At 48.2% G+C, this 17,620-nt stretch carries 16 protein-coding genes, 1 pseudogene and 1 riboswitch; of the genes and pseudogenes, 4 read left to right on the forward strand and 13 right to left on the reverse strand.

What is annotated here, in order from left to right:
* Positions 1-29: 29 nt before the first annotated feature.
* From E6C60_RS11595 to E6C60_RS11625, 7 genes are all read right to left on the reverse strand, one after another.
* Positions 30-692: a sugar transferase gene (locus E6C60_RS11595; RefSeq protein ID WP_233281238.1), complete on the reverse strand. Its 663-nt coding sequence runs from the start codon at positions 690-692 to the stop codon at positions 30-32.
* A 64-nt stretch (positions 693-756) separates the two neighbouring features.
* A complete protein-coding gene (locus tag E6C60_RS11600; RefSeq protein WP_138225989.1) occupies positions 757-1,398 on the reverse strand; it encodes a CpsD/CapB family tyrosine-protein kinase in 642 nt (213 codons plus the stop codon).
* Positions 1,399-1,449: 51 nt separating this feature from the next.
* Positions 1,450-2,583 carry a glycosyltransferase gene (locus tag E6C60_RS11605; protein ID WP_138225990.1) on the reverse strand — a complete coding sequence of 378 codons (1,134 nt, stop codon included), beginning with the start codon at positions 2,581-2,583 and terminating at the stop codon, positions 1,450-1,452.
* 22 nt (positions 2,584-2,605) lie between these two features.
* Positions 2,606-3,376 (reverse strand): YveK family protein, encoded by a 771-nt coding sequence (locus E6C60_RS11610; RefSeq protein ID WP_138225991.1) that lies wholly within the window; start codon positions 3,374-3,376, stop codon positions 2,606-2,608.
* Positions 3,377-3,786: 410 nt separating this feature from the next.
* Entirely contained in the window at positions 3,787-4,899 is a 1,113-nt protein-coding gene (locus E6C60_RS11615) for a right-handed parallel beta-helix repeat-containing protein (protein ID WP_138225992.1), read from the reverse strand.
* Positions 4,900-5,143: 244 nt separating this feature from the next.
* The gene (locus E6C60_RS11620; RefSeq protein WP_233280986.1) at positions 5,144-6,784 is read right to left on the reverse strand and encodes a right-handed parallel beta-helix repeat-containing protein; all 1,641 of its coding nucleotides are present in this window, start codon (positions 6,782-6,784) and stop codon (positions 5,144-5,146) included.
* A gap of 434 nt (positions 6,785-7,218) precedes the next feature.
* Positions 7,219-7,695, reverse strand: a complete 477-nt coding sequence (locus tag E6C60_RS11625; protein ID WP_138225993.1) for a hypothetical protein — start codon at positions 7,693-7,695, stop codon at positions 7,219-7,221.
* A 525-nt stretch (positions 7,696-8,220) separates the two neighbouring features.
* Here E6C60_RS11625 and E6C60_RS21315 point away from each other — a divergent pair.
* The 3 genes and pseudogenes from E6C60_RS21315 to E6C60_RS21325 form a co-directional block, all read left to right on the forward strand.
* A pseudogene (locus tag E6C60_RS21315) lies at positions 8,221-8,500 on the forward strand (Tn3 family transposase); the annotation flags it as partial.
* Positions 8,497-8,700 (forward strand): hypothetical protein, encoded by a 204-nt coding sequence (locus E6C60_RS21320; RefSeq protein ID WP_233280987.1) that lies wholly within the window; start codon positions 8,497-8,499, stop codon positions 8,698-8,700. The pseudogene E6C60_RS21315 and the gene E6C60_RS21320, both read left to right, overlap by 4 nt.
* Before the next feature lie 82 nt (positions 8,701-8,782).
* The gene (locus E6C60_RS21325) at positions 8,783-8,944 is read left to right on the forward strand and encodes a site-specific integrase (protein WP_233280988.1); all 162 of its coding nucleotides are present in this window, start codon (positions 8,783-8,785) and stop codon (positions 8,942-8,944) included.
* Positions 8,945-9,587: 643 nt separating this feature from the next.
* Here the strand turns inward: E6C60_RS21325 and E6C60_RS11635 are convergent.
* The 5 genes from E6C60_RS11635 to E6C60_RS11655 form a co-directional block, all read right to left on the reverse strand.
* Positions 9,588-9,926, reverse strand: coding sequence for a YfjL-like protein (locus tag E6C60_RS11635; RefSeq protein WP_138225994.1), 339 nt, complete (start codon positions 9,924-9,926; stop codon positions 9,588-9,590).
* Between the two features lie 670 nt (positions 9,927-10,596).
* Positions 10,597-11,925 (reverse strand): DUF4129 domain-containing protein, encoded by a 1,329-nt coding sequence (locus E6C60_RS11640; RefSeq protein ID WP_138225995.1) that lies wholly within the window; start codon positions 11,923-11,925, stop codon positions 10,597-10,599.
* Positions 11,922-13,028, reverse strand: coding sequence for a DUF58 domain-containing protein (locus E6C60_RS11645; protein ID WP_138225996.1), 1,107 nt, complete (start codon positions 13,026-13,028; stop codon positions 11,922-11,924). The genes E6C60_RS11640 and E6C60_RS11645 overlap by 4 nt, the downstream gene beginning before the upstream one ends.
* A 10-nt stretch (positions 13,029-13,038) precedes the next feature.
* Positions 13,039-13,992, reverse strand: coding sequence for an AAA family ATPase (locus E6C60_RS11650; protein ID WP_138225997.1), 954 nt, complete (start codon positions 13,990-13,992; stop codon positions 13,039-13,041).
* A 141-nt stretch (positions 13,993-14,133) separates the two neighbouring features.
* Positions 14,134-14,484 carry an antibiotic biosynthesis monooxygenase family protein gene (locus E6C60_RS11655; protein ID WP_175415280.1) on the reverse strand — a complete coding sequence of 117 codons (351 nt, stop codon included), beginning with the start codon at positions 14,482-14,484 and terminating at the stop codon, positions 14,134-14,136.
* A gap of 132 nt (positions 14,485-14,616) precedes the next feature.
* On the opposite strand from E6C60_RS11655, the gene E6C60_RS11660 reads away from it, so the two are divergent.
* Positions 14,617-14,919 carry a hypothetical protein gene (locus E6C60_RS11660; RefSeq protein ID WP_138225999.1) on the forward strand — a complete coding sequence of 101 codons (303 nt, stop codon included), beginning with the start codon at positions 14,617-14,619 and terminating at the stop codon, positions 14,917-14,919.
* On the opposite strand, the gene metE is transcribed toward E6C60_RS11660, so the two are convergent.
* Positions 14,916-17,213 (reverse strand): 5-methyltetrahydropteroyltriglutamate--homocysteine S-methyltransferase, encoded by a 2,298-nt coding sequence (metE, locus tag E6C60_RS11665; protein ID WP_138226000.1) that lies wholly within the window; start codon positions 17,211-17,213, stop codon positions 14,916-14,918. The two genes, E6C60_RS11660 and metE, sit on opposite strands and share 4 nt — an antisense overlap.
* A 151-nt stretch (positions 17,214-17,364) precedes the next feature.
* A riboswitch (cobalamin riboswitch) is annotated at positions 17,365-17,568 on the reverse strand.
* Positions 17,569-17,620: the final 52 nt, after the last annotated feature.

A 17,620-nucleotide genomic window follows, 5' to 3' on the forward strand; every position in this document is an offset into this window, starting at 1 on the left:
TGTCTCCTTTCCCTTGTCTTATCTGCACCTCAGTAAGCTCCCTTTTTCAGCAGCACATTCCATACGGTTGCAAATAAAATCTTAATGTCCAGCAGAATTGACTTGTTATAGACGTAATACAGCTCCAGATGAACCCGCTCCGGATAACCGACACTGCTGCGTCCGCTCACCTGCCAGTAACCGGTAATCCCGGGCTTGACGGAGAGAAGATCCGCTTTCTTCTCCTTGTATTCAACCAGCTCGTTCGCGACGACCGGGCGCGGTCCGACAAGACTCATCTCGCCTTTGATTACATTGATCAGCTGAGGCAGCTCGTCCAGACTGCTCTTTCGCAAGAACCGTCCCAGCTTCGTGATCCGCGGATCTTCTTCAGGCTCCAGCTTGTAATTGTTGGCAAGATACTTCTCATACAACGCCGGGTTTTGCTTTAATTTGACTTCTGCATCGGTCACCATGGAACGAAATTTGTAAATATGAAACAGCTTGAAATCCTTACTGACACGGGGCTGCTTGAAAAAAACAGGGCCGGAAGGCTCCTTCGCCTTGATAATAATGGCCAGCAGGATGAATACAGGCAGAAGCACTATCAAGCCTACAAGCGCGAGGATCAGATCCATGCTTCGTTTGGTGAAGTGAAACAGAATGCCTTTATCCCAGGCCAGCTTAGAAGACGCTGTGCGGGTGTACTCCATCGACTTGGCTTCATTGTTGATCATGTTCATTGCGTCATAGCCTCCGATCTTGTGTCTTGAAATGTCAGGTTTGGTTGAATACAGCTCCGATAATTTCTGCATGCACATGCTCCATGCTGTGCTTGACCCGTTTCACCTGGGCTTTGGAAGCCATCCCGTCTCCAATGACAAGGACGACCCCATCCGATAAGGTTGCGAGAATCTGGGCATCGGCATAGGCAATCGACGGCGGAGAGTCCATAATGATCAGGTCATAGGTCTGAGACAGCTCACTGAGGATTCTCTTCAATCGTTCCGATCCCAAGAGCTCAGAGGGCTTGGGCGTAGCAGTTCCTGAGGGAAGCACATCCAGATCAGGAATCTCGGATTCCGAGATACATTCGCTCAGGGGGTGGTGCCCGGTCAGCAGATCGGTCAGCCCTTGACGACCCAGTGGCTTCCGAAAGAACTGCTGCAGCGAAGGCTGCCTCAGATCTCCCTCCAGCAGCAGCACCTTATGTCCTTCCTGGGCATAGGTCACGGCCAGATTGGCCGCCGTTGTCGTCTTCCCTTCTCCGCTTACAGCGGAGGTGATCAGCAGCACCTTATACGCTTTCTCCGCGGAAGAGTATCGAATGTTGGTTCGGAGCATTTTGTAAGCCTCAGACAGCGAAGAATTCGGATTCACGCTTGTAATCAGGCCCTGCTCCACGGCAGCTGTGGCCATAGATGTTCGCCTCCCATATTTGATCGTTTCATAGCATGATAGAGCGGACAATTACAGAAACACAGACTGATAAATTTCCTCCAGCTTTCGGTTCTGCCGCAATAAATCAAATTGCTCGCTGACCCATTGACGTCCCTGCTCACTGAACCGCTTGCGCTGCAGTTCATTGGTCAACATCGAAAGAATGTTCTCACTCAGCGCTTTGATATCTTTCTCTGGCGCCAGCAGTCCTGTTTCACCATGCTTCACCGCTTCAGGAATGCCTCCTGTTGCAAAGCTGGCTACAGGCAGCCCCATTGCGCTTGCTTCCAGAAAGACGGTACCCAGCCCCTCTTCTGCACCGCTCTCTACAGACACACTCGGGGCACAGAACACCTGCGCTTGATTCATCCAGCGCTTGATTTCAGCCGGGCTTTGCAAGCCGAGAAATTGATAATCTCTAAGCGATTGCTTCGCAGTCTGCTCCAGCTCTGAGCGCAGCGGGCCATCCCCGATCACTACCAGCTGCACATGCGGCAGCTGCTCCTGCACGGTCTTCATCGCCTGAAGCAGGTAGTTGCAGCCCTTTACCTCTACCAGTCTCCCTACGAAGAGAACAATGGGCTTTCTCTGGATAGCCGGATCGGGACAGAAACGGGCAGGATCAATGCCGGTGTAATGCTTTACAATTTTGTGGGCAGGATACCCCTGATCCATCAGCTTGCGCCTGATAAAGTCAGAAACGGCGATAAACAGAGCTCCTTCCTGCTGAAGGCGGGATCTTTTTTTCAGATAATTTCGATGGGTATAATATGATTTCTTGGCGTACTCATCCCTCGTTGTGGCATCATACCCGTGGAAGGTTGAAATCAGCGGAACCCTCAATTGGTCGGCCAGCGGCAGTGCAAGTGCGGCATCCGTTCCGAAATGGGCATGAATGAGCTGCGGCTGCAGCTTCCTTAGCTCTCTGGCAAGCCCCCAATTCAAGCCAGTCAGCTTGAAGCCGATTTCTTTGAACCGCCCGAGAGCGCCGCCGCGATTGACAACAAAACGCGCCTCCTCCTCGATCTCAATCCCTTGGACCAGCCGGGAGCCCATGTAGTAGGGACGATAGGTTACAAGACCTTCAGCCTGTGCCCGAATGAACGTTTCTGAAGGGGGCAACAGATGATCTCGATAGATCAGAATGCTTCTTCTGGCTTCCAACGCTCCATTCCCTCCGCTCTGGTTATAGATGCCTTGCGTTCGCTTTGTTCATGGTTTTGGCGGCTGCTGGGGAGGCTGCCGGCTTGGCATCCTGCTTGTTCTGCTGCACCCAATCGCGCTTTTTGGCTTTCCGTGTCTTAGCCAGCACGGTCAATCCCAGCACCTGCTCGATTTCCTGCTCGGAAGAAATGGAGTCGTCCAGATAGCTGATCAGGAATAGAATGCCGTAACCAAGCGCAAGTCCCAGCATCGCTGCGAACAGATAAAGAATGACTGCCCGGTTATTTACCGGGTCTGGAGAAGCGTTAAGATTCGCTTCGTTTAAAATGCTGACATTATCCACGTTCATGATGGTGGACACTCGCTCAATGAACACCTGCGATACCGCGTTGACGATGACAGCCGCACGTTCGTACGATGCATCCCTGGCCGAAAGATTAATGACCTGGGTATCCTTCATCGTATTGATGGTGACCTTGCTGCTGAGCTCCTGAGGACTTAATCCCAGCTCCGGATGCTGCTGTGATACGTATTTCGTAATCGCTTCTGAGGTCATGATCTGCCTGTACGTATTGATCAGCATCAGGTTGGTGTTGATCGAATTCGGATTTACCAGCGACTCCCCTGCATCGGCACCTGCAGGCTGGTTCACAATCAGATCTGCTGAAGCCTCATACACAGGCTTGTCATAAAACGTGGTGTACACATACACCAGCGCCAGACAGCAGAATACGGTAATCACAGGAATCCACCATTTCCGGGTGATCACCCTGAAATACTCCTTTAACTCCATCGCTTTCCCTCCGTCATCTGAATTTGGTGTTGCTGTTCTCAAAATGCATCTATGTATGGTCACATCTACGACCGGGAGCGGCCGTACATGAGGATGCCGGAGCGTATACCTCTAATCCTATATTTCTAGGATTTGCAAGGACTTTTTACCTCTTATGTCCTGCGATAGTTTTAGGTTTAACCCCCTCTTAAGTCCCTGAAACATTCAAATATTTAACAACTTAAGAACTATTAAGTGGATGTGGTGAAGGATATGGAAAATTGATGTAAGCGCTTTAAATTAACAATATGGCTATTTATTGAGCACGATATATATAGAAGGTTTTTTATAAGCAAGCAGACAAGCAAATACAAATAAAAAGACCCCCCTCTTTTTCAGCAGAGGAAGGTCATCAGCACGCAATTTTTTTTTTAAAAGCCCAGGTTATGATCGCTGGATACCGTTCCTTTCATGAATTTTGTTGGAGAAAGCCGGGAGCCCTCCACCTGATTACGGCTGAATTGAATCTCTCCGATCTCCCCCTCGCCCCAGATTCCGATGCCGTCATGCTCCGCATCTCTCAAGATATTGTCCTCTACCCTGATCCGGTCCACCTTCCCATGTGAAGCATAAATCAACAGATTGGGGTGTCCACTTCCTGCTCGAGTGCCCGTGTGGTGAATTTTATTGTGAGTCACTGTAATATCAAGCGTATCTGCGGTATTCCAGTTTTTCTCCGAAGCGAGATAGATTCCAGCCATACTTGTATCCTGTACTGTGTTGGAATCAATGACCACCTGCTTCCCGCCGACAACAGAAATTCCCCGGGCATTGGAGCCGTAACCGACATTGTTCTTGCGGATCTGAATGTCGCGTACGGCCTCCTTGTCCTTTTTGTAGCTAACGACAGCAATGGCATCATCGCCTGTTCCGGAGACCTTGTTGCCTTCCACGGTAATGTTACTGCTCTCGCCTGTAATGTGAATTCCATCTGCCCCGGTATCCTGGATCACATTGTTCATAACTTGTCCATTCCGGGACCCTCCTGTCACCAAAATTCCGGCTGTACTCGCTTTATGTACCGTAACCTGATGGATCCCGAACTTCTCCGCTTGCGTCACCGTAATACTGTTCTTCTCATTCGCACCATCTCCCCGCGCCACGATCGATGCGTAGCGGTGTGTCAGATCACGCAGCTCGACGCCCTCGCCCCTCAGGATGATTGAGCCTTGAGCAGGATTTGTGGAAACCAGGATCGACCCGGCTCCTTCTCCCTTCATGATCATTCCGGTTAACGTGATGCTCCTGCTCATTTCATACTGTCCTTCGGGAATGAGCAGCGGCTTTCTTTGGTCTTGAGCCTGATCAATACATGCCTGAATCGCCTCGACATCATCCTGGCCGTCATCCGCGACCGCACCACAGTCCTCAATGGACAGGGTCTGGCTGCCCAATATCCTGACACTCACCAGAATCACCGAGATCAGCACAACGACCCCCAGGCCCGTGAGCCAGAGTCTTCTTTGGGGTTTACTAATACGCATGCAGCGCCTCCTTTGTCGATGATGACTTTAGTCCCTATACTTTTACCTGACTCTGGAGCACTGTAAACGAATTTAAATCAATTCGACAATTATCGTCATTTTCTGTTTCACAATGAGTACTCTCGGTTAATAACGTTACGACGTTTTCTTGAAAAATAAAAAATGCCGGCATCAGCGCTACCTGATCCCGACATTTTCTGTACTATTTTTCAAGAGAAGCTTTACATCGGCCTTGGCAGCCTGGTTAAAACCCGATATTTTGCATCAAATGGATGATTCCATTGCTGAATGTTGTATTGGCACCTACGCTGTTGATGAGCGTATTTTTGGTAAAGTAAATGTTCTTGATGTTTCCGTCGCCCCATACGCCAAGGCCCCGATGGGCGGCATTCCGGAACATATTGTTACTGAAGGTAACGTTGTCGATGCTGCCTTGGGAAGCATATACCAACGCATTAGGATGCTTCTGCGGTGCACTAATTCCTGTATGGTCCACCACGTTATTATTAATATGGATATGGTTTACGTTAGCCGTATTATAGCTGCCCTCCACGGCAATATAAATGCCTGCCATGTTCGTATCCTTGACACTATTGCCTTGAATATCTACATGGAATCCACCGACAACCGCAATTCCGCGCGCCTTCGAGCCATATCCTGTATCATTGTCCTTGATGGTCACATGATGAACCGCTGCTCCATCCTGCAGATAGCTGACGACAGCGATCGTATCATCTCCTACACCTTTCACAGTATTCCCCGAGACTGTAATATAGCTGCTGCCATCGGTGACATGAATGCCATCCGCATTTGTTGCTTCTACTCTGCTGTTCGAGATGACACCCTGCTTCGCCTGCCCCTGCACAAGAATGCCGGCAGTGCTTGCTTTGTATACATAAACATTGTCAATTAGAAATTGAGACGCACCGCGAACTGTAATGCTGTTCTTCTCATTGGCACCATTACCGCGAGGAACGACGGTGCTGTACGTATGCTTGAGATCTCTTAGCTGAACCCCGACGCCTTTCATATCAATGGACCCGTTCTCGGGATTCGTTGATATCAACGTAGTCACCTGAGGCCCTGCGCCCTTCAAGCTAACACCATCCAGTGTGAGAATCCGGCTTAAGTGAAAGCTTCCGGCCGGAACATACACGCTCTTGCCCTCTTTCTTCGCTTGATCCAATGCAGCTACAAAAGCTGCATAATCATCTTTGTTGTCATTGGCAACTGCGCCAAATCCCTCAACATTTAGATGATTAACAGGTGGGGTCTCTGCCGTAGCTCCGCTTGAATCAGATATGCCTGCTGCTGGCGACTGTGCCGGAGTAAAGTCAACGCGGGGATTCCATAAGGTATGGTCATTGTTGATCGAATTCACCCTGTTGATAATAAAATGTATCTTCGCTCCCTGCTTCACCGGAACCTCCGATACTCCGCTAGGGGTTACCTCCGCCTTAGACGTCACATGAGCACTCCATAGCTTTACCGAGTCCTTTTGTATGATGGCTCGGATACCATCTCCCAGCGAATCCCCCTTGGCCACCGTGCCGCTGATCGAAATCTTGCCGTCTGCCGGCGCTACCCATGTTCGAACAGAATCAAAATCCTTGCCAGGATGCCCCGCATTGGACGATACCCATGGATAAGAGCCACTATGATCCCAGCGACGAGTGGCTGAATTATAGCCCAGGTCTGAGAACACGGTGCCGGACAGCTTCTGATATCTCCATGGATCTTGGCCCGCTGTACTGCTGTAACCGGCTGATGCGCTGTAGCTCTGAGTCCCGGACTGCGCTTGGGCTTTCCCGAATGCTCCGGTAAAGGTAGCCGTCATGGTGAGCGTTACGACGAGAGCACTGGATACTAAATATTTTATTTTCAAAATGTCGCCTCCGATGTAGGGTTAAGATAAACAGTACGACAGGACGAGACAGTTACGATATTGTCATAATTAGATTAATAAAATGACACTTTTGAAGTGGTTTAGCACCGCCTTTACTATAAAATTCACGTTACAAGTGTTCATATTATAATATTTTCCACCTTACGTCTACACTTTGATGAAAAATATGTAATTCTTATATCGGATTTTGTCGAATAAAAGATTAGTCTTTTCTGAAAAAAAACAAAAATCCATCACTCTTGCTCAGGCATGGTTACGCCTTAATGGGGTAGTACCAGCGTAGCTGACACCACCCGCAAACACATGGATTATATTGGATATTTTTATTGTCTAGAATAGTTTCATTTTAAGTATCTGTACTAACCACCTTTAAGACTACACCGCAATAAAAAAATGAACCGTAAGAGTCAATATTAGATATGCCTTAATATGAAATCTAAATTCGGCCTTGATACGAAATACAAATAAGTTGAATCGGTTGTTTGTATATATGCCGCACCGTTCCATTTTTCATCTATTGGAAAAAGAATAGATTTGAATTTTATTTTTTCGGATTTACCATCTCCGTTATTGATCTGTATGGAGATCGGTTTATTATAGAAGTATTCTACTGCAGATTTTTTCATCTCATTGATCTCTTCTTCAGATAATGGAGGATTTCCTCCTGACATCATATCTCCTTTTTCAAATATAATTAAATGAATGATCTGATCGAAAATTTGTGGCTGCTCTACTTTTGTAACTTGGCTTTGTTCTTCATTATAGTAAAGACTGATCTTATCCGGAGTCCATTTATCATTTACAACACTAGGCATCAAGAGCCACCCAAGTATAAAACCTAATGCAACTGCAAGTAGCAGAATAATGGAATTTAATTTATTGATTTTCATCTATTAATTCACCTCTCCTGTCCCTCACTTTCTAAACGAACCGGGCACGATTAATGTTTTAAGCCAAAAGCCGGAGATTATGATCCCCGGCTCTATTTAGTATATTCGATTATAATTTCAAAAAACTACAGATGTTATTGAGATGCTGAGTATGACAGGGGGAAATCTTTTGATATTGGTGTGGTTGTGTAAGTCTCGGAGTTGAATACATCAAATTTTTAAAACCTTGTCTAGCGCGACAATTTACACAAATTTTTCAACATGAAAAACACATCCATAGTCTTAGAACAACACTTAACTTTGAATTTAGAATTTAGTTCACAGAAGAAGTTCAACTTACTTGATAACAACCCCTTTCATTTCTAGGTCTATCCTATCATTTTTCAATATTTCTATGAATGGTCACAAATACTCAATCAGACTCGAAATATTTTGTCGAATTATGAAGCTAATATTTAGCCGCGTGCGGTACTGATATTACGTTTTAGTGTATAGCAGTCTTTTTCACATTAGCTCAAATTAACGAATAGGTTTATCTTCTATGACAAGGTTGGAGAAATCACCACTAATCCTATGGAAAATCAAGAGATGGCCGATTTATCTCTTCATCTGTTGCAAAATTGTCTGGTCTAACATTAATACCATCATGTTTCAGAACGTCTTATCAGAGAAGAAGTGGTTTGATCTAATGATATTGGAAGATTTACGTGCGGTAACGCCCTTATTCTATACACATGTTAATCCATATGGTACATTCCGATTAGACATGAAGGAAAGACTGCAATTGGAAGGTGAACTCCCATGATTAAAAAACGCGTATCCGCGAAAAAGAAAGCACGTGAACTGGCGAAATATTTTCGCGCAGAACGGTCAGAGTATGCTTATTTGAAGAGTCTTTTTCAGCATTTGAGGAGTGAACTTGAAATCGAGGTTCCCAAGCCTTCTAAAAAACCGCCCTATGTACCGACAGAAAAAGAACTGAAACGTTACTATGAAGTAGTTTGAAAAGCCAAAGATTTTCAGGAAATGATGATCGTAAAGACTCTGATGTACCGGCGTCCGGGTCAGTGAGTCAATCTATATTAAGTTGGCCGACATCGACTTTCATTACTGCCAGATACGGATTAACAAAGGAAAGGACAGTAAAGACCGCATTATCCCGTTCCCCGAATCATTCAAAGAGTTGTTGGCCATGCACACAGATTCAATGAAAAAGAAGCAAGCTGTCTATTTATTCGAGTCGTCTTAGAAAAAGAAATACACGGATAGAGGCATTCGTAAGAATTTAACCAAATACTCGAAGGAGGCCAAGTTATCTCATAATCTGTCTGGCAAGGGATCGACGACGCTCTGATTCAACCGTATTCTGGGCACGAAAGTAGAAAATCGTTGGAAGTGTATTCGAAATTGGCAATTGCTGATGCACAATTAGAATATAACGAGGCTATTAACAAATTTCCTATTTAATCCATACGTTCGCGGATGGTATCAGCTACGCTGGTACTACCCCTTAACGAGTATACGTGGGTCCGTCTGGTATTTACGGTTCGGCGGCACTACGTGCTCTACATCGGATTCCAACTTCGCCTTGAGCGGTTTTTGCCTAGTGCTCACTGCTCTCCACGTTGGCCCGCCTATTTAGACAAAAAAATAAGTCCTCAGCCTCTCATTTTTTTCGAGATCCGGAGCGCCAAATATGCAGTTGTGAATGTGTATGTAAACGGCCTGATCGACCGTGGACAACAAAAGAAGCCCACGATCTCATTAGGTGAAATCCGGGACCTCACGTTATTTTTTCCAGGTATATAGCTTGCCGACTCAATTTCACGAAAGTCGATGGCCCGGCGTCCTCCTTGTATTCGGGCAGTGAATGTGTCCCATTCCATGACCATTCATTTAATTGCAGGAATGGCTCCTTTATTACTCTCATAAAGTCTATTTTTTTCATATTCATATGCTTCATCAATTTCTCTGGTTATATTGTTTTGTCCTATATAGAACTTTAGTTTCCGATCATTCTTGGGAGTTGCGTAGGAATGATAGGTTCTGTGCATGATATCAAAGCTAATCCTACCCACAATAAATTCTTGGTCGTGTTTTTCTTCTAAGAATTTTTCGAATTCTCCTTTGAGAGTGTAGTATTTTATGGGGTTTCCAAAAAAAACAAAGATAAAAAAACCAAAAAGTAGAATAAGAGATAGAACCCAAATAATTTTTCTCGTTCTTTTCATTATTATATACCAGCCCTCTCCACTTACGTTTAGATGTGGTAATCTCGATGTAGGGGTCCAGCAAACCATTTTAACGAAAATATACGCTAAGGACTCTATGCAGCTTGAAAATGAGATTCTTTTACTTTACCCCGATGTCCACTAAACCTCATTAGCGGTCACCAAAAGACTTTTAAATATTCTCACGTTATTTATTCGTTATGCTCGCTTGTTGCTTTTGGATAGACTCCCAGTTAAATCGATGATAAGCATACAACGTCTGATGACCATTGAGTATGAATGATTGCAGTTACATATTTTGATTAATCAACTGGCTTGATGTTAAAATCAACTAATATTAAAGGAATAAAAGCCCTAAAAATAGTTTTTCTGGATGTTGAATTAACTTGATCTGCATGAAGAGAAAAGTTGAATCCAGAAATGTTATGTTTATCAAGATAATCCTCAGGGATTGAAACCTTAAATTGATAAGTAATAAAGTTCAAATCTTGGGAAATTACTTTTTGTTCTGTCGTTACAATTTGCTTTAATATCAGGGATTAGTAACATTTTACGCATAAATTCCTCCCCATAGAATTCAGGGTGAATCTATCCACCCTGAATTCATTTAGATTTAGTCAAAAGATAATGCGCTGTACGGCGGATCCCAAAGAACGGACATGGTTGTTGCTCACTCCTGCTTCTCCTGCTTCTTCGTCTTCTTCAGTAGTTGCTTCAAATGCTGAATATGCTCCTGATTTATAGGTTCATTTCCATATCTCGCCTTCTCGTACAGAGCAGTCAGCTCCTCCGGGGCATTCACTTTGGCAGACTCAAAGTTTCGTAGATCCTCCAGGGTCTCCCGAGGCGTCATATAGCGCTTGAACCGGTAACCCCTGGACATACTTTTCAGCAAAAGTTGCTGATACAACTGCCGCACTGCCATTCTGTGGTCCTTCGCCCATGCGCCGGCCGCCTTCTTCCGCTCTGGCCTGGAACGCCGGCGGTGCCTTGTCACCTTGCGCTCTGGCTTAATTACCTCCACCGTATCCTCATACCCTTCAGCAAGACCGTGCTCTCGGGAACGCTGCTGCAGCTGCTGCAGCCATCTTGACAGCCGGGACAGCCACCCATTCATATTTCGCATCAGCTTATACAGGATATAAAGTGCCCCGATCCCGGCTATAGCCAATACAGCGTTCATAAAAAAACGCTCTGCCCAACGCATCCAGGCCGGAGGCTGTGAAGCTTCCTCTTCGCCGGGCAGCATTGGCGGAGGTCCTTCAGGCAGAGGACGCGGTTCTGCTGGAGGGACCTGCTCCGGCTGCTTCAGCCAAGAAGCAAGCCAGGATAAGAGGCTGTGCCATGCCCCTTCCGCGAGGCTTCTAAGCTGAGGCAGCAGCACAACGGCTGCAATGAGCACCAGAAGCAGCCAGACCCAGATCTGGTTGTGCAGCAGCACTTTTTTCTCCAAGACCGGTTGCTCCTGATCTGATAGCGTATTTTCCTCCACATAGCTTCGGTTAGACCACAGCAATGTAATCGTTAATGCCACTGCGCCCATCCAGGTCAGCAGGGCCTGATATTGTTGAAATGGCGGGGAGAACTGGATCCAGAGGCTTGTCAATCCGTACAAGATCAAGCCACTCAAAAAATAGCTGCCTGGAAACATCACGGACCATTTCTCAGACCCCATGCGTCCCCCCCGGTAAAACGAAATACATATGAAAGGAGCTGCGGCCATCGACACCCATGTCATTCCGAAGGTCAGGCTGGAGACGCTGAGCGTCCAGAGCAAGGCGCCTGCAGCCCTCTTCCAACGGTGATTCTGCTTGATTCCTTGATGAATACCCCAGCCCGCGCCATATCCAATAACCAGCAAGAGAGCAAACAGAAACGTAAAGGAGATCTGTTGCTTCCCAAGCATACCCGGTATACAGAGCAGCGGAAAGAACAACAGACATTCCACTGCTCCTTGAGTCAGTACGCGAAGCAGAGCTCGTCCGGCACGAATTCTCATCGCTGCACCTCCTGCTTCGTGATGCTGTGATTGTCCAGTGTAAGAAGCTGTATGGTATATCCATCCTGACGGTATTGATCCATTAAACGTTCCAGCTTTTCATTCTTATACGAGGTCAGCAGCACAATATCATGCCCGCAGCCGGACTGTGGCAGCTCCAGCTCCAGATAATCATGGAATGATCCGGCACGGCGAAAGTCCAGGGCAGCAAGCACTGCCAGAATATCCTCGCACTGTGCAGGACCGCCGCCAGCGGGAATCAAGGTCGTTAGCTTGGAGTCACGGTCCGTCGTTCCATTACTGCCAAAGCCCACAACCATGCCCTGTGACAGCAGATGGACGGCAATGCCTGCAGCCAGAGAAACCCCGTATTCCAGCGCTTCGGTATGGGTAGCTCGGCTCCACATATGCTCATGGTCCTCCACATTGAGATAGATCATGATCCTGCTGTCAGCCGTAGCTTCTTTACGGTACACTTGAAGCTCTCCGCTGCGGGCACTGGCTTTCCAGTGAATATCCTTGACGTCATCGCCTTCCCGGTATTCCCGAATACCGGAGGTTTGAAACGGGTCCGGAAGCAGCCACCGCTTGACCAGCATGTCTCCTATCCACGTCTTCACCGGCAGCTCCATCTGCGAAATATCCAGTGGTACGGGGTAGACATACAGCACGCCGTTCAACTGATGACTTCTGACCACCTTGGACATACCGATCAAATCTCCAGCCGTCATGGATACGGTGCCCAGTACATAGACTCCGCGCTGCCGGGCTATCACCTGATGTCGTCTAATGATTCGAGTCCAGGGCATCAGGCTGAAAAAGCTTTTGTGATTTTGATGATACTCCCCTTCACTGACATCCAGATTGGGCTGTCCCTTGAAATACAGTCCGCTCCTGAATTGTGATTCTACTCGCAGCCAGGGAACAGGCAGCGCTTTCTTGTTTTCGATTCTTTCGATGAGCTCCACAGCATCCCCGGCATAGCAGGTGGTCACCTGAAAAATACGGGAATACTGAAGCCGGGATAACGCAAATCTGCGAAATAAATAAGCCTGCAGCAGCAGAAGCAAAGCGGCAATGAACAGAACCCAGTAAGCTCCCATAGCTCTGCTCCTATAGGGCTTCCGGATCTTCTGTAGGCACCGGGACCTCCTGCAGAATGCGGGAAATCACTTCTGATGCCGAGGAGCTGGATCGGCTCAGATATGTCCCTTTTAGTACGAGACGATGTGCCCATACCGGAATAGCCAGTGTCTTCACATCATCCGGAATGACGTAGCCCCGGCCTCCTAGAATCGCCTGCACCTGAGCTGCTTTTAGCAGGGCTTGACAGCCCCGTGGGCTAATGCCGATCACAACTGCCTCATCCCCTCTCGTTCGTTCGGCCAGCTGCGTGATATACTCCAGCATCGGATCGCTGACATGCACACCCTGTGCCGTTTCCCTGGCATCGATCAGCTGCTTCACCGTAACGACGGCTTGCAGCTCCTGAAGCGGCTTCCCTTCTATAAAGCGCCTTAGGATCTGGATGCTCTCGTCCGTCTCAGGATATCCCATCGAAAGCTGAAACAGAAAACGATCCAGCTGCGCCTCAGGCAATGGGAAGGTGCCTTGCTGCTCCAGTGGATTCTGGGTGGCAATGACCATAAAGGGCTCCTCCAGCGTATGCGTAATGCCATCAATCGTAATCTGCCGCTCCTCCATGCATTCCAGCAGGCTTGATTGTGTTCTGGGTGATGCACGGTTGATTTCATCGCCCAGTAAAATATTCGTAAATAACGGTCCCGGACGGAACACAAACTCCGAGGATTTGGGATTAAAGTACGAAATGCCGCTTACGTCCGAGGGCAGCAGATCCGGTGTAAACTGGACTCTTTTAAACTCACATTCCACCGATTTTGCCAAAGCTTTAGCCAGCATTGTTTTGCCGGTGCCCGGCACATCCTGCAGCAGAACGTGACCGGACGTAACCAGAGCGATGAACAGCTTATCAATCAGGTCATCCTTGCCCACAATGACGCTGGAAACGTTTGAGCGGATGGATTCCGACAGTGATTGTATATCCATATGATGAATGATGATGCACCCCTTCTGGTGAAGTCGTTCTCCCCTCATTCGCCATGGGGTTACTGCAATCCTTTTTCTCACGAAAAAAAGCTCCTCTGTGTAGAGGAGCCGCAGGACAAGCCTGTTGATGTGCAGCATGGGCTATGTCGATGGAGGCGGAGCTTCCTGAAGCAAGGATTGCTCCAGCTGAGCTCTGCTTTCGACACGAATATCAATGTAGCAGGACTGTGCAGGATTCACTTTGAAAAAAGGCTGCAGGGCCTTCAGCCAATCACCCAGCTCCTGAGAGCGATGGAGGCCGTCAGCATAATTCTGAATAGATCCCAAACGAAGCATAATCATATATTCATGCTCGTTCTCCACACATTTGTACAGCTCATGACCCATGTAGCCGCGCATCCCGGCAATATGCTCAAACATGGAGCGAACCGCGCTTTCAAAATCATTGTGATTTTCCGGGCTGACGTGCAGCACCAGCTTTTGCAGCAGCATTGACGTTCCCCCCTTATCTGCCATGGACCTTTTATCTAGTCTCGGTTCGTCAGCAGGTCCAGCAACTTGTACGGTTCTATATATATGCTGGTATAATGGGGAAATATACAGCTTGCAAAGGATGATACACACATGGCCTTCGGCATTACGAGACAAGAATTAAGAGCTTGGCAGCAGCAGACCGCAGCCGGAGTCATATCCTTCCTGACCCATTACTGGTATGATCCCAGGTTTCCGCAGTTCACTACGGTGACAAAGGTCGGCTGCAGTGACCTGAACCGGCTTGCAGAGTGGTGCCTCGCACATGACCTGGATCCGGCGTATATCCACCGAAGAATGCCCTATCCGCATTTTGATCTGATCGGACCCAGGCAGAGAGAGATTCTTCGGCAGGCCGGACAAGAGGATCAGCTGCACCGCTTTAAGCTGGACTAGCTCAGGACAGCTGCGCTTTTTTTACGGTAGATTTGTGCGGCCTTCACCATATTGTCCAACGACGCCACGGTCTCCGCAAGTCCTCTCGTCTTCAGTCCGCAGTCCGGATTAATCCAGAACAGCTTATGGTCCAGAACAGATAACGCCCGGTCCATCATGGATACCATTTCTTCCACGGATGGCACCCGCGGGCTGTGAATATCATACATGCCGAGTCCGATCCCGAGATCATACGTATGCTCTTCAAAATGAGAGATCAGCTCGCCATGGGAACGTGAGGTTTCAATCGAGATGACATCCGCATCCAGAGCCCGGATGGAATCAATAATATCGTGAAATTCGCAGTAGCACATATGAGTATGAATTTGAGTCGTATCACTCACGGTGGAGGTGGACAGCTTGAAGGCCAGAACAGCCTCCTCCAGATAGTGCTGGTGACGGCTCTTTTTCAAAGGAAGACCTTCTCGGAGCGCCGGCTCATCAACCTGAATCATTTCAATCCCTGCCTGTTCCAAGGCTTCAACCTCTTGACGCAGTGCAAATGCAATCTGGAATGCCGTCTCCTCACGGGGAATATCGTTGCGCACAAAGGACCAGTTCAGAATGGTCAGCGGACCGGTAAGCATGCCTTTAACGGGCTTCGTGGTCAGAGATTGGGCATACACGGTTTCTTCCGTCGTCATCGGCTTCAGAAATTCCACATCGCCATAAATGACCGGAGGCTTCACGCAGCGCGAGCCATAGGATTGCACCCAGCCGCCGGAGGTAAAGGCGAACCCGCCCAGCTTCTCTCCGAAAAACTCAACCATATCTGTACGCTCAAATTCGCCGTGCACCAGCACATCGAGCCCGATGTCCTCCTGGATCTTGATCCACTTGGCAATCTCCTCCTGAATGAACGTCTGGTACCGCTCTTGAGACCATTCACCCTTTCTCCAGCTTTGACGCGCTTTACGAACCTCCGTTGTTTGCGGGAAGCTGCCAATGGTCGTCGTCGGAAGCAAGGGGAGCTGCCATTTCTCCTGCTGCTTGTCAAAACGAATCTCAAACGGCGAAGTACGGCTGGACGGCTCCTCATGCCGGTTCGCGACAAGCTGCTGCACATGGGTCTTCTGGCGATGCAGTGATTGATTTAAGGTCTTCACGGCCGCTTCAGCGATATCAATCTCTTGCTGCAGGGCTTCTCTTCCTTGCTGCAACGCCTGCTTTAGAATCCTAATTTCGTCCAGCTTCTCCTCTGCGAACGCAAGGGCGTCCAGAAGAACAGGCTCTAGCTTGCTTTCCCCTTTTGTGCTCACTGGCACGTGGAGCAGGCTGCTCGACGGCTGAATCAAGACACGGTCCAGAGCCACCTGCTTGGCAATGGTCTCCAGAAGATTCAGCTCGCTATTAAGATCCGCTCTCCAGATACCCCGTCCGTCAATGATCCCCGCTCCCAGCACCTTGTCTTGCGGAAAGCCATGCTGCTCCAGCGCGCGGACATTGTCTGCTTTGCCATGAACAAAATCCAGGCCGATGCCGTCAACCGGAAGCTGAGTCACCGCAGGATAGTACTCTACCGCATCAAAATACGTTTGCAGCATCAGCTTCAGCTGTGGAGCAGCCGAGCGCAGCTCGCTATAAATTAGGTTCAAGCTGGCCAGATCCTCTTCCGGCAGCGTCGTCACCAGGGCAGGCTCATCCAGCTGAACCCATTGCACGCCGGCAGCCTGCAGCTCTGCGAGCACTTGAACGTACAGTGGAAGAATCCCATCCAGAACCTGCTGACGCTGCTCCGGCTGATACCCCTTGGACAGCTGGACAAAAGTATAAGGCCCGACAAGCACCGGTCTGCCTTCAATGCCAAGCTCCTGCTTCGCTTCCAGATATGCCTCCAGCGGACGGTTGTGAACCAGCACCGGCTGCTTCTCTCCGAGCTCCGGCACAATATAGTGATAATTGGTATTAAACCACTTCGTCATTTCACAGGCTGTGGCATTATCGCTGCCCCGAGCCATCGCGAAGTAATGCTTCAGGGACGGCTTATCGCCCAGGCTGTCAAAGCGCTGTGGAATGAGTCCGAACATAAACGACACATCCAGCACATGATCGTACATGGAGAAATCATTGACCGGAATCCAGTCAATCCCTTTCTCCTGCTGCAGTTTCAGATGCTTCAGGCGAATAGACTTCATCGTTTGCAGGAACTCCTGCTCCTCCAGCTTTCCGGCCCAGAATGCCTCCAATGCTTTCTTCCACTCCCGGTTCTCTCCGATTCTTGGATACCCCAAGCTTGCACTTTGTACGTTTGTCATAGTTTCCCCTCCCCAAATATCAACCCAATGTAACTGCTTTGTGTAAAAAAAAAACAAGAAAAGGGCATCCTCACCTAAAGACATAGGTAAAGATGCCCGCCTGAAATGAAAGCTGCGTGCTTCTTACACCTCCCTATCTCCCGTAGGTATTGCAGTGTTTTCGAAACAGGCAGGTCTCCTGGCTCTCGGGATCATCGCAATCTGGCCGTCTTCCCAATCGACAAGGATGCCGATCAGTGACTTTAATGGCCAGGCTGCTTCTCCGTTACAGTGGCGGGACCGCGCCGGATTTACACCGGTCTTCCCTTTTAAGCAAAAGAGTACTCTCTTTCGCACCTGTTTCTCTCATATAAAGTTGTAGAGTTCAATTATAGCGGGCTACAATTTAGAACATCATAATACACATC

It is taken from the genome of Paenibacillus algicola, from assembly GCF_005577435.1.
In the GTDB taxonomy this organism is placed as follows: Bacteria; Bacillota; Bacilli; order Paenibacillales; family Paenibacillaceae; genus Paenibacillus_AQ; species Paenibacillus_AQ algicola.

Coding starts and splice junctions, on each gene's coding strand:
- E6C60_RS11595 (WP_233281238.1), bottom strand. CDS start 692: ATGGAGTACACCCGCACAGCGTCTTCTAAGCTGGCCTGGGATAAAGGC.
- E6C60_RS11600 (WP_138225989.1), bottom strand. CDS start 1,398: ATGGCCACAGCTGCCGTGGAGCAGGGCCTGATTACAAGCGTGAATCCG.
- E6C60_RS11610 (WP_138225991.1), bottom strand. CDS start 3,376: ATGGAGTTAAAGGAGTATTTCAGGGTGATCACCCGGAAATGGTGGATT.
- E6C60_RS11615 (WP_138225992.1), bottom strand. CDS start 4,899: ATGCGTATTAGTAAACCCCAAAGAAGACTCTGGCTCACGGGCCTGGGG.
- E6C60_RS11625 (WP_138225993.1), bottom strand. CDS start 7,695: ATGAAAATCAATAAATTAAATTCCATTATTCTGCTACTTGCAGTTGCA.
- E6C60_RS21320 (WP_233280987.1), top strand. CDS start 8,497: ATGATTAAAAAACGCGTATCCGCGAAAAAGAAAGCACGTGAACTGGCG.
- E6C60_RS11635 (WP_138225994.1), bottom strand. CDS start 9,926: ATGAAAAGAACGAGAAAAATTATTTGGGTTCTATCTCTTATTCTACTT.
- E6C60_RS11640 (WP_138225995.1), bottom strand. CDS start 11,925: ATGAGAATTCGTGCCGGACGAGCTCTGCTTCGCGTACTGACTCAAGGA.
- E6C60_RS11645 (WP_138225996.1), bottom strand. CDS start 13,028: ATGGGAGCTTACTGGGTTCTGTTCATTGCCGCTTTGCTTCTGCTGCTG.
- E6C60_RS11650 (WP_138225997.1), bottom strand. CDS start 13,992: ATGGATATACAATCACTGTCGGAATCCATCCGCTCAAACGTTTCCAGC.
- E6C60_RS11655 (WP_175415280.1), bottom strand. CDS start 14,484: ATGCTGCTGCAAAAGCTGGTGCTGCACGTCAGCCCGGAAAATCACAAT.
- E6C60_RS11660 (WP_138225999.1), top strand. CDS start 14,617: ATGGCCTTCGGCATTACGAGACAAGAATTAAGAGCTTGGCAGCAGCAG.
- metE (WP_138226000.1), bottom strand. CDS start 17,213: ATGACAAACGTACAAAGTGCAAGCTTGGGGTATCCAAGAATCGGAGAG.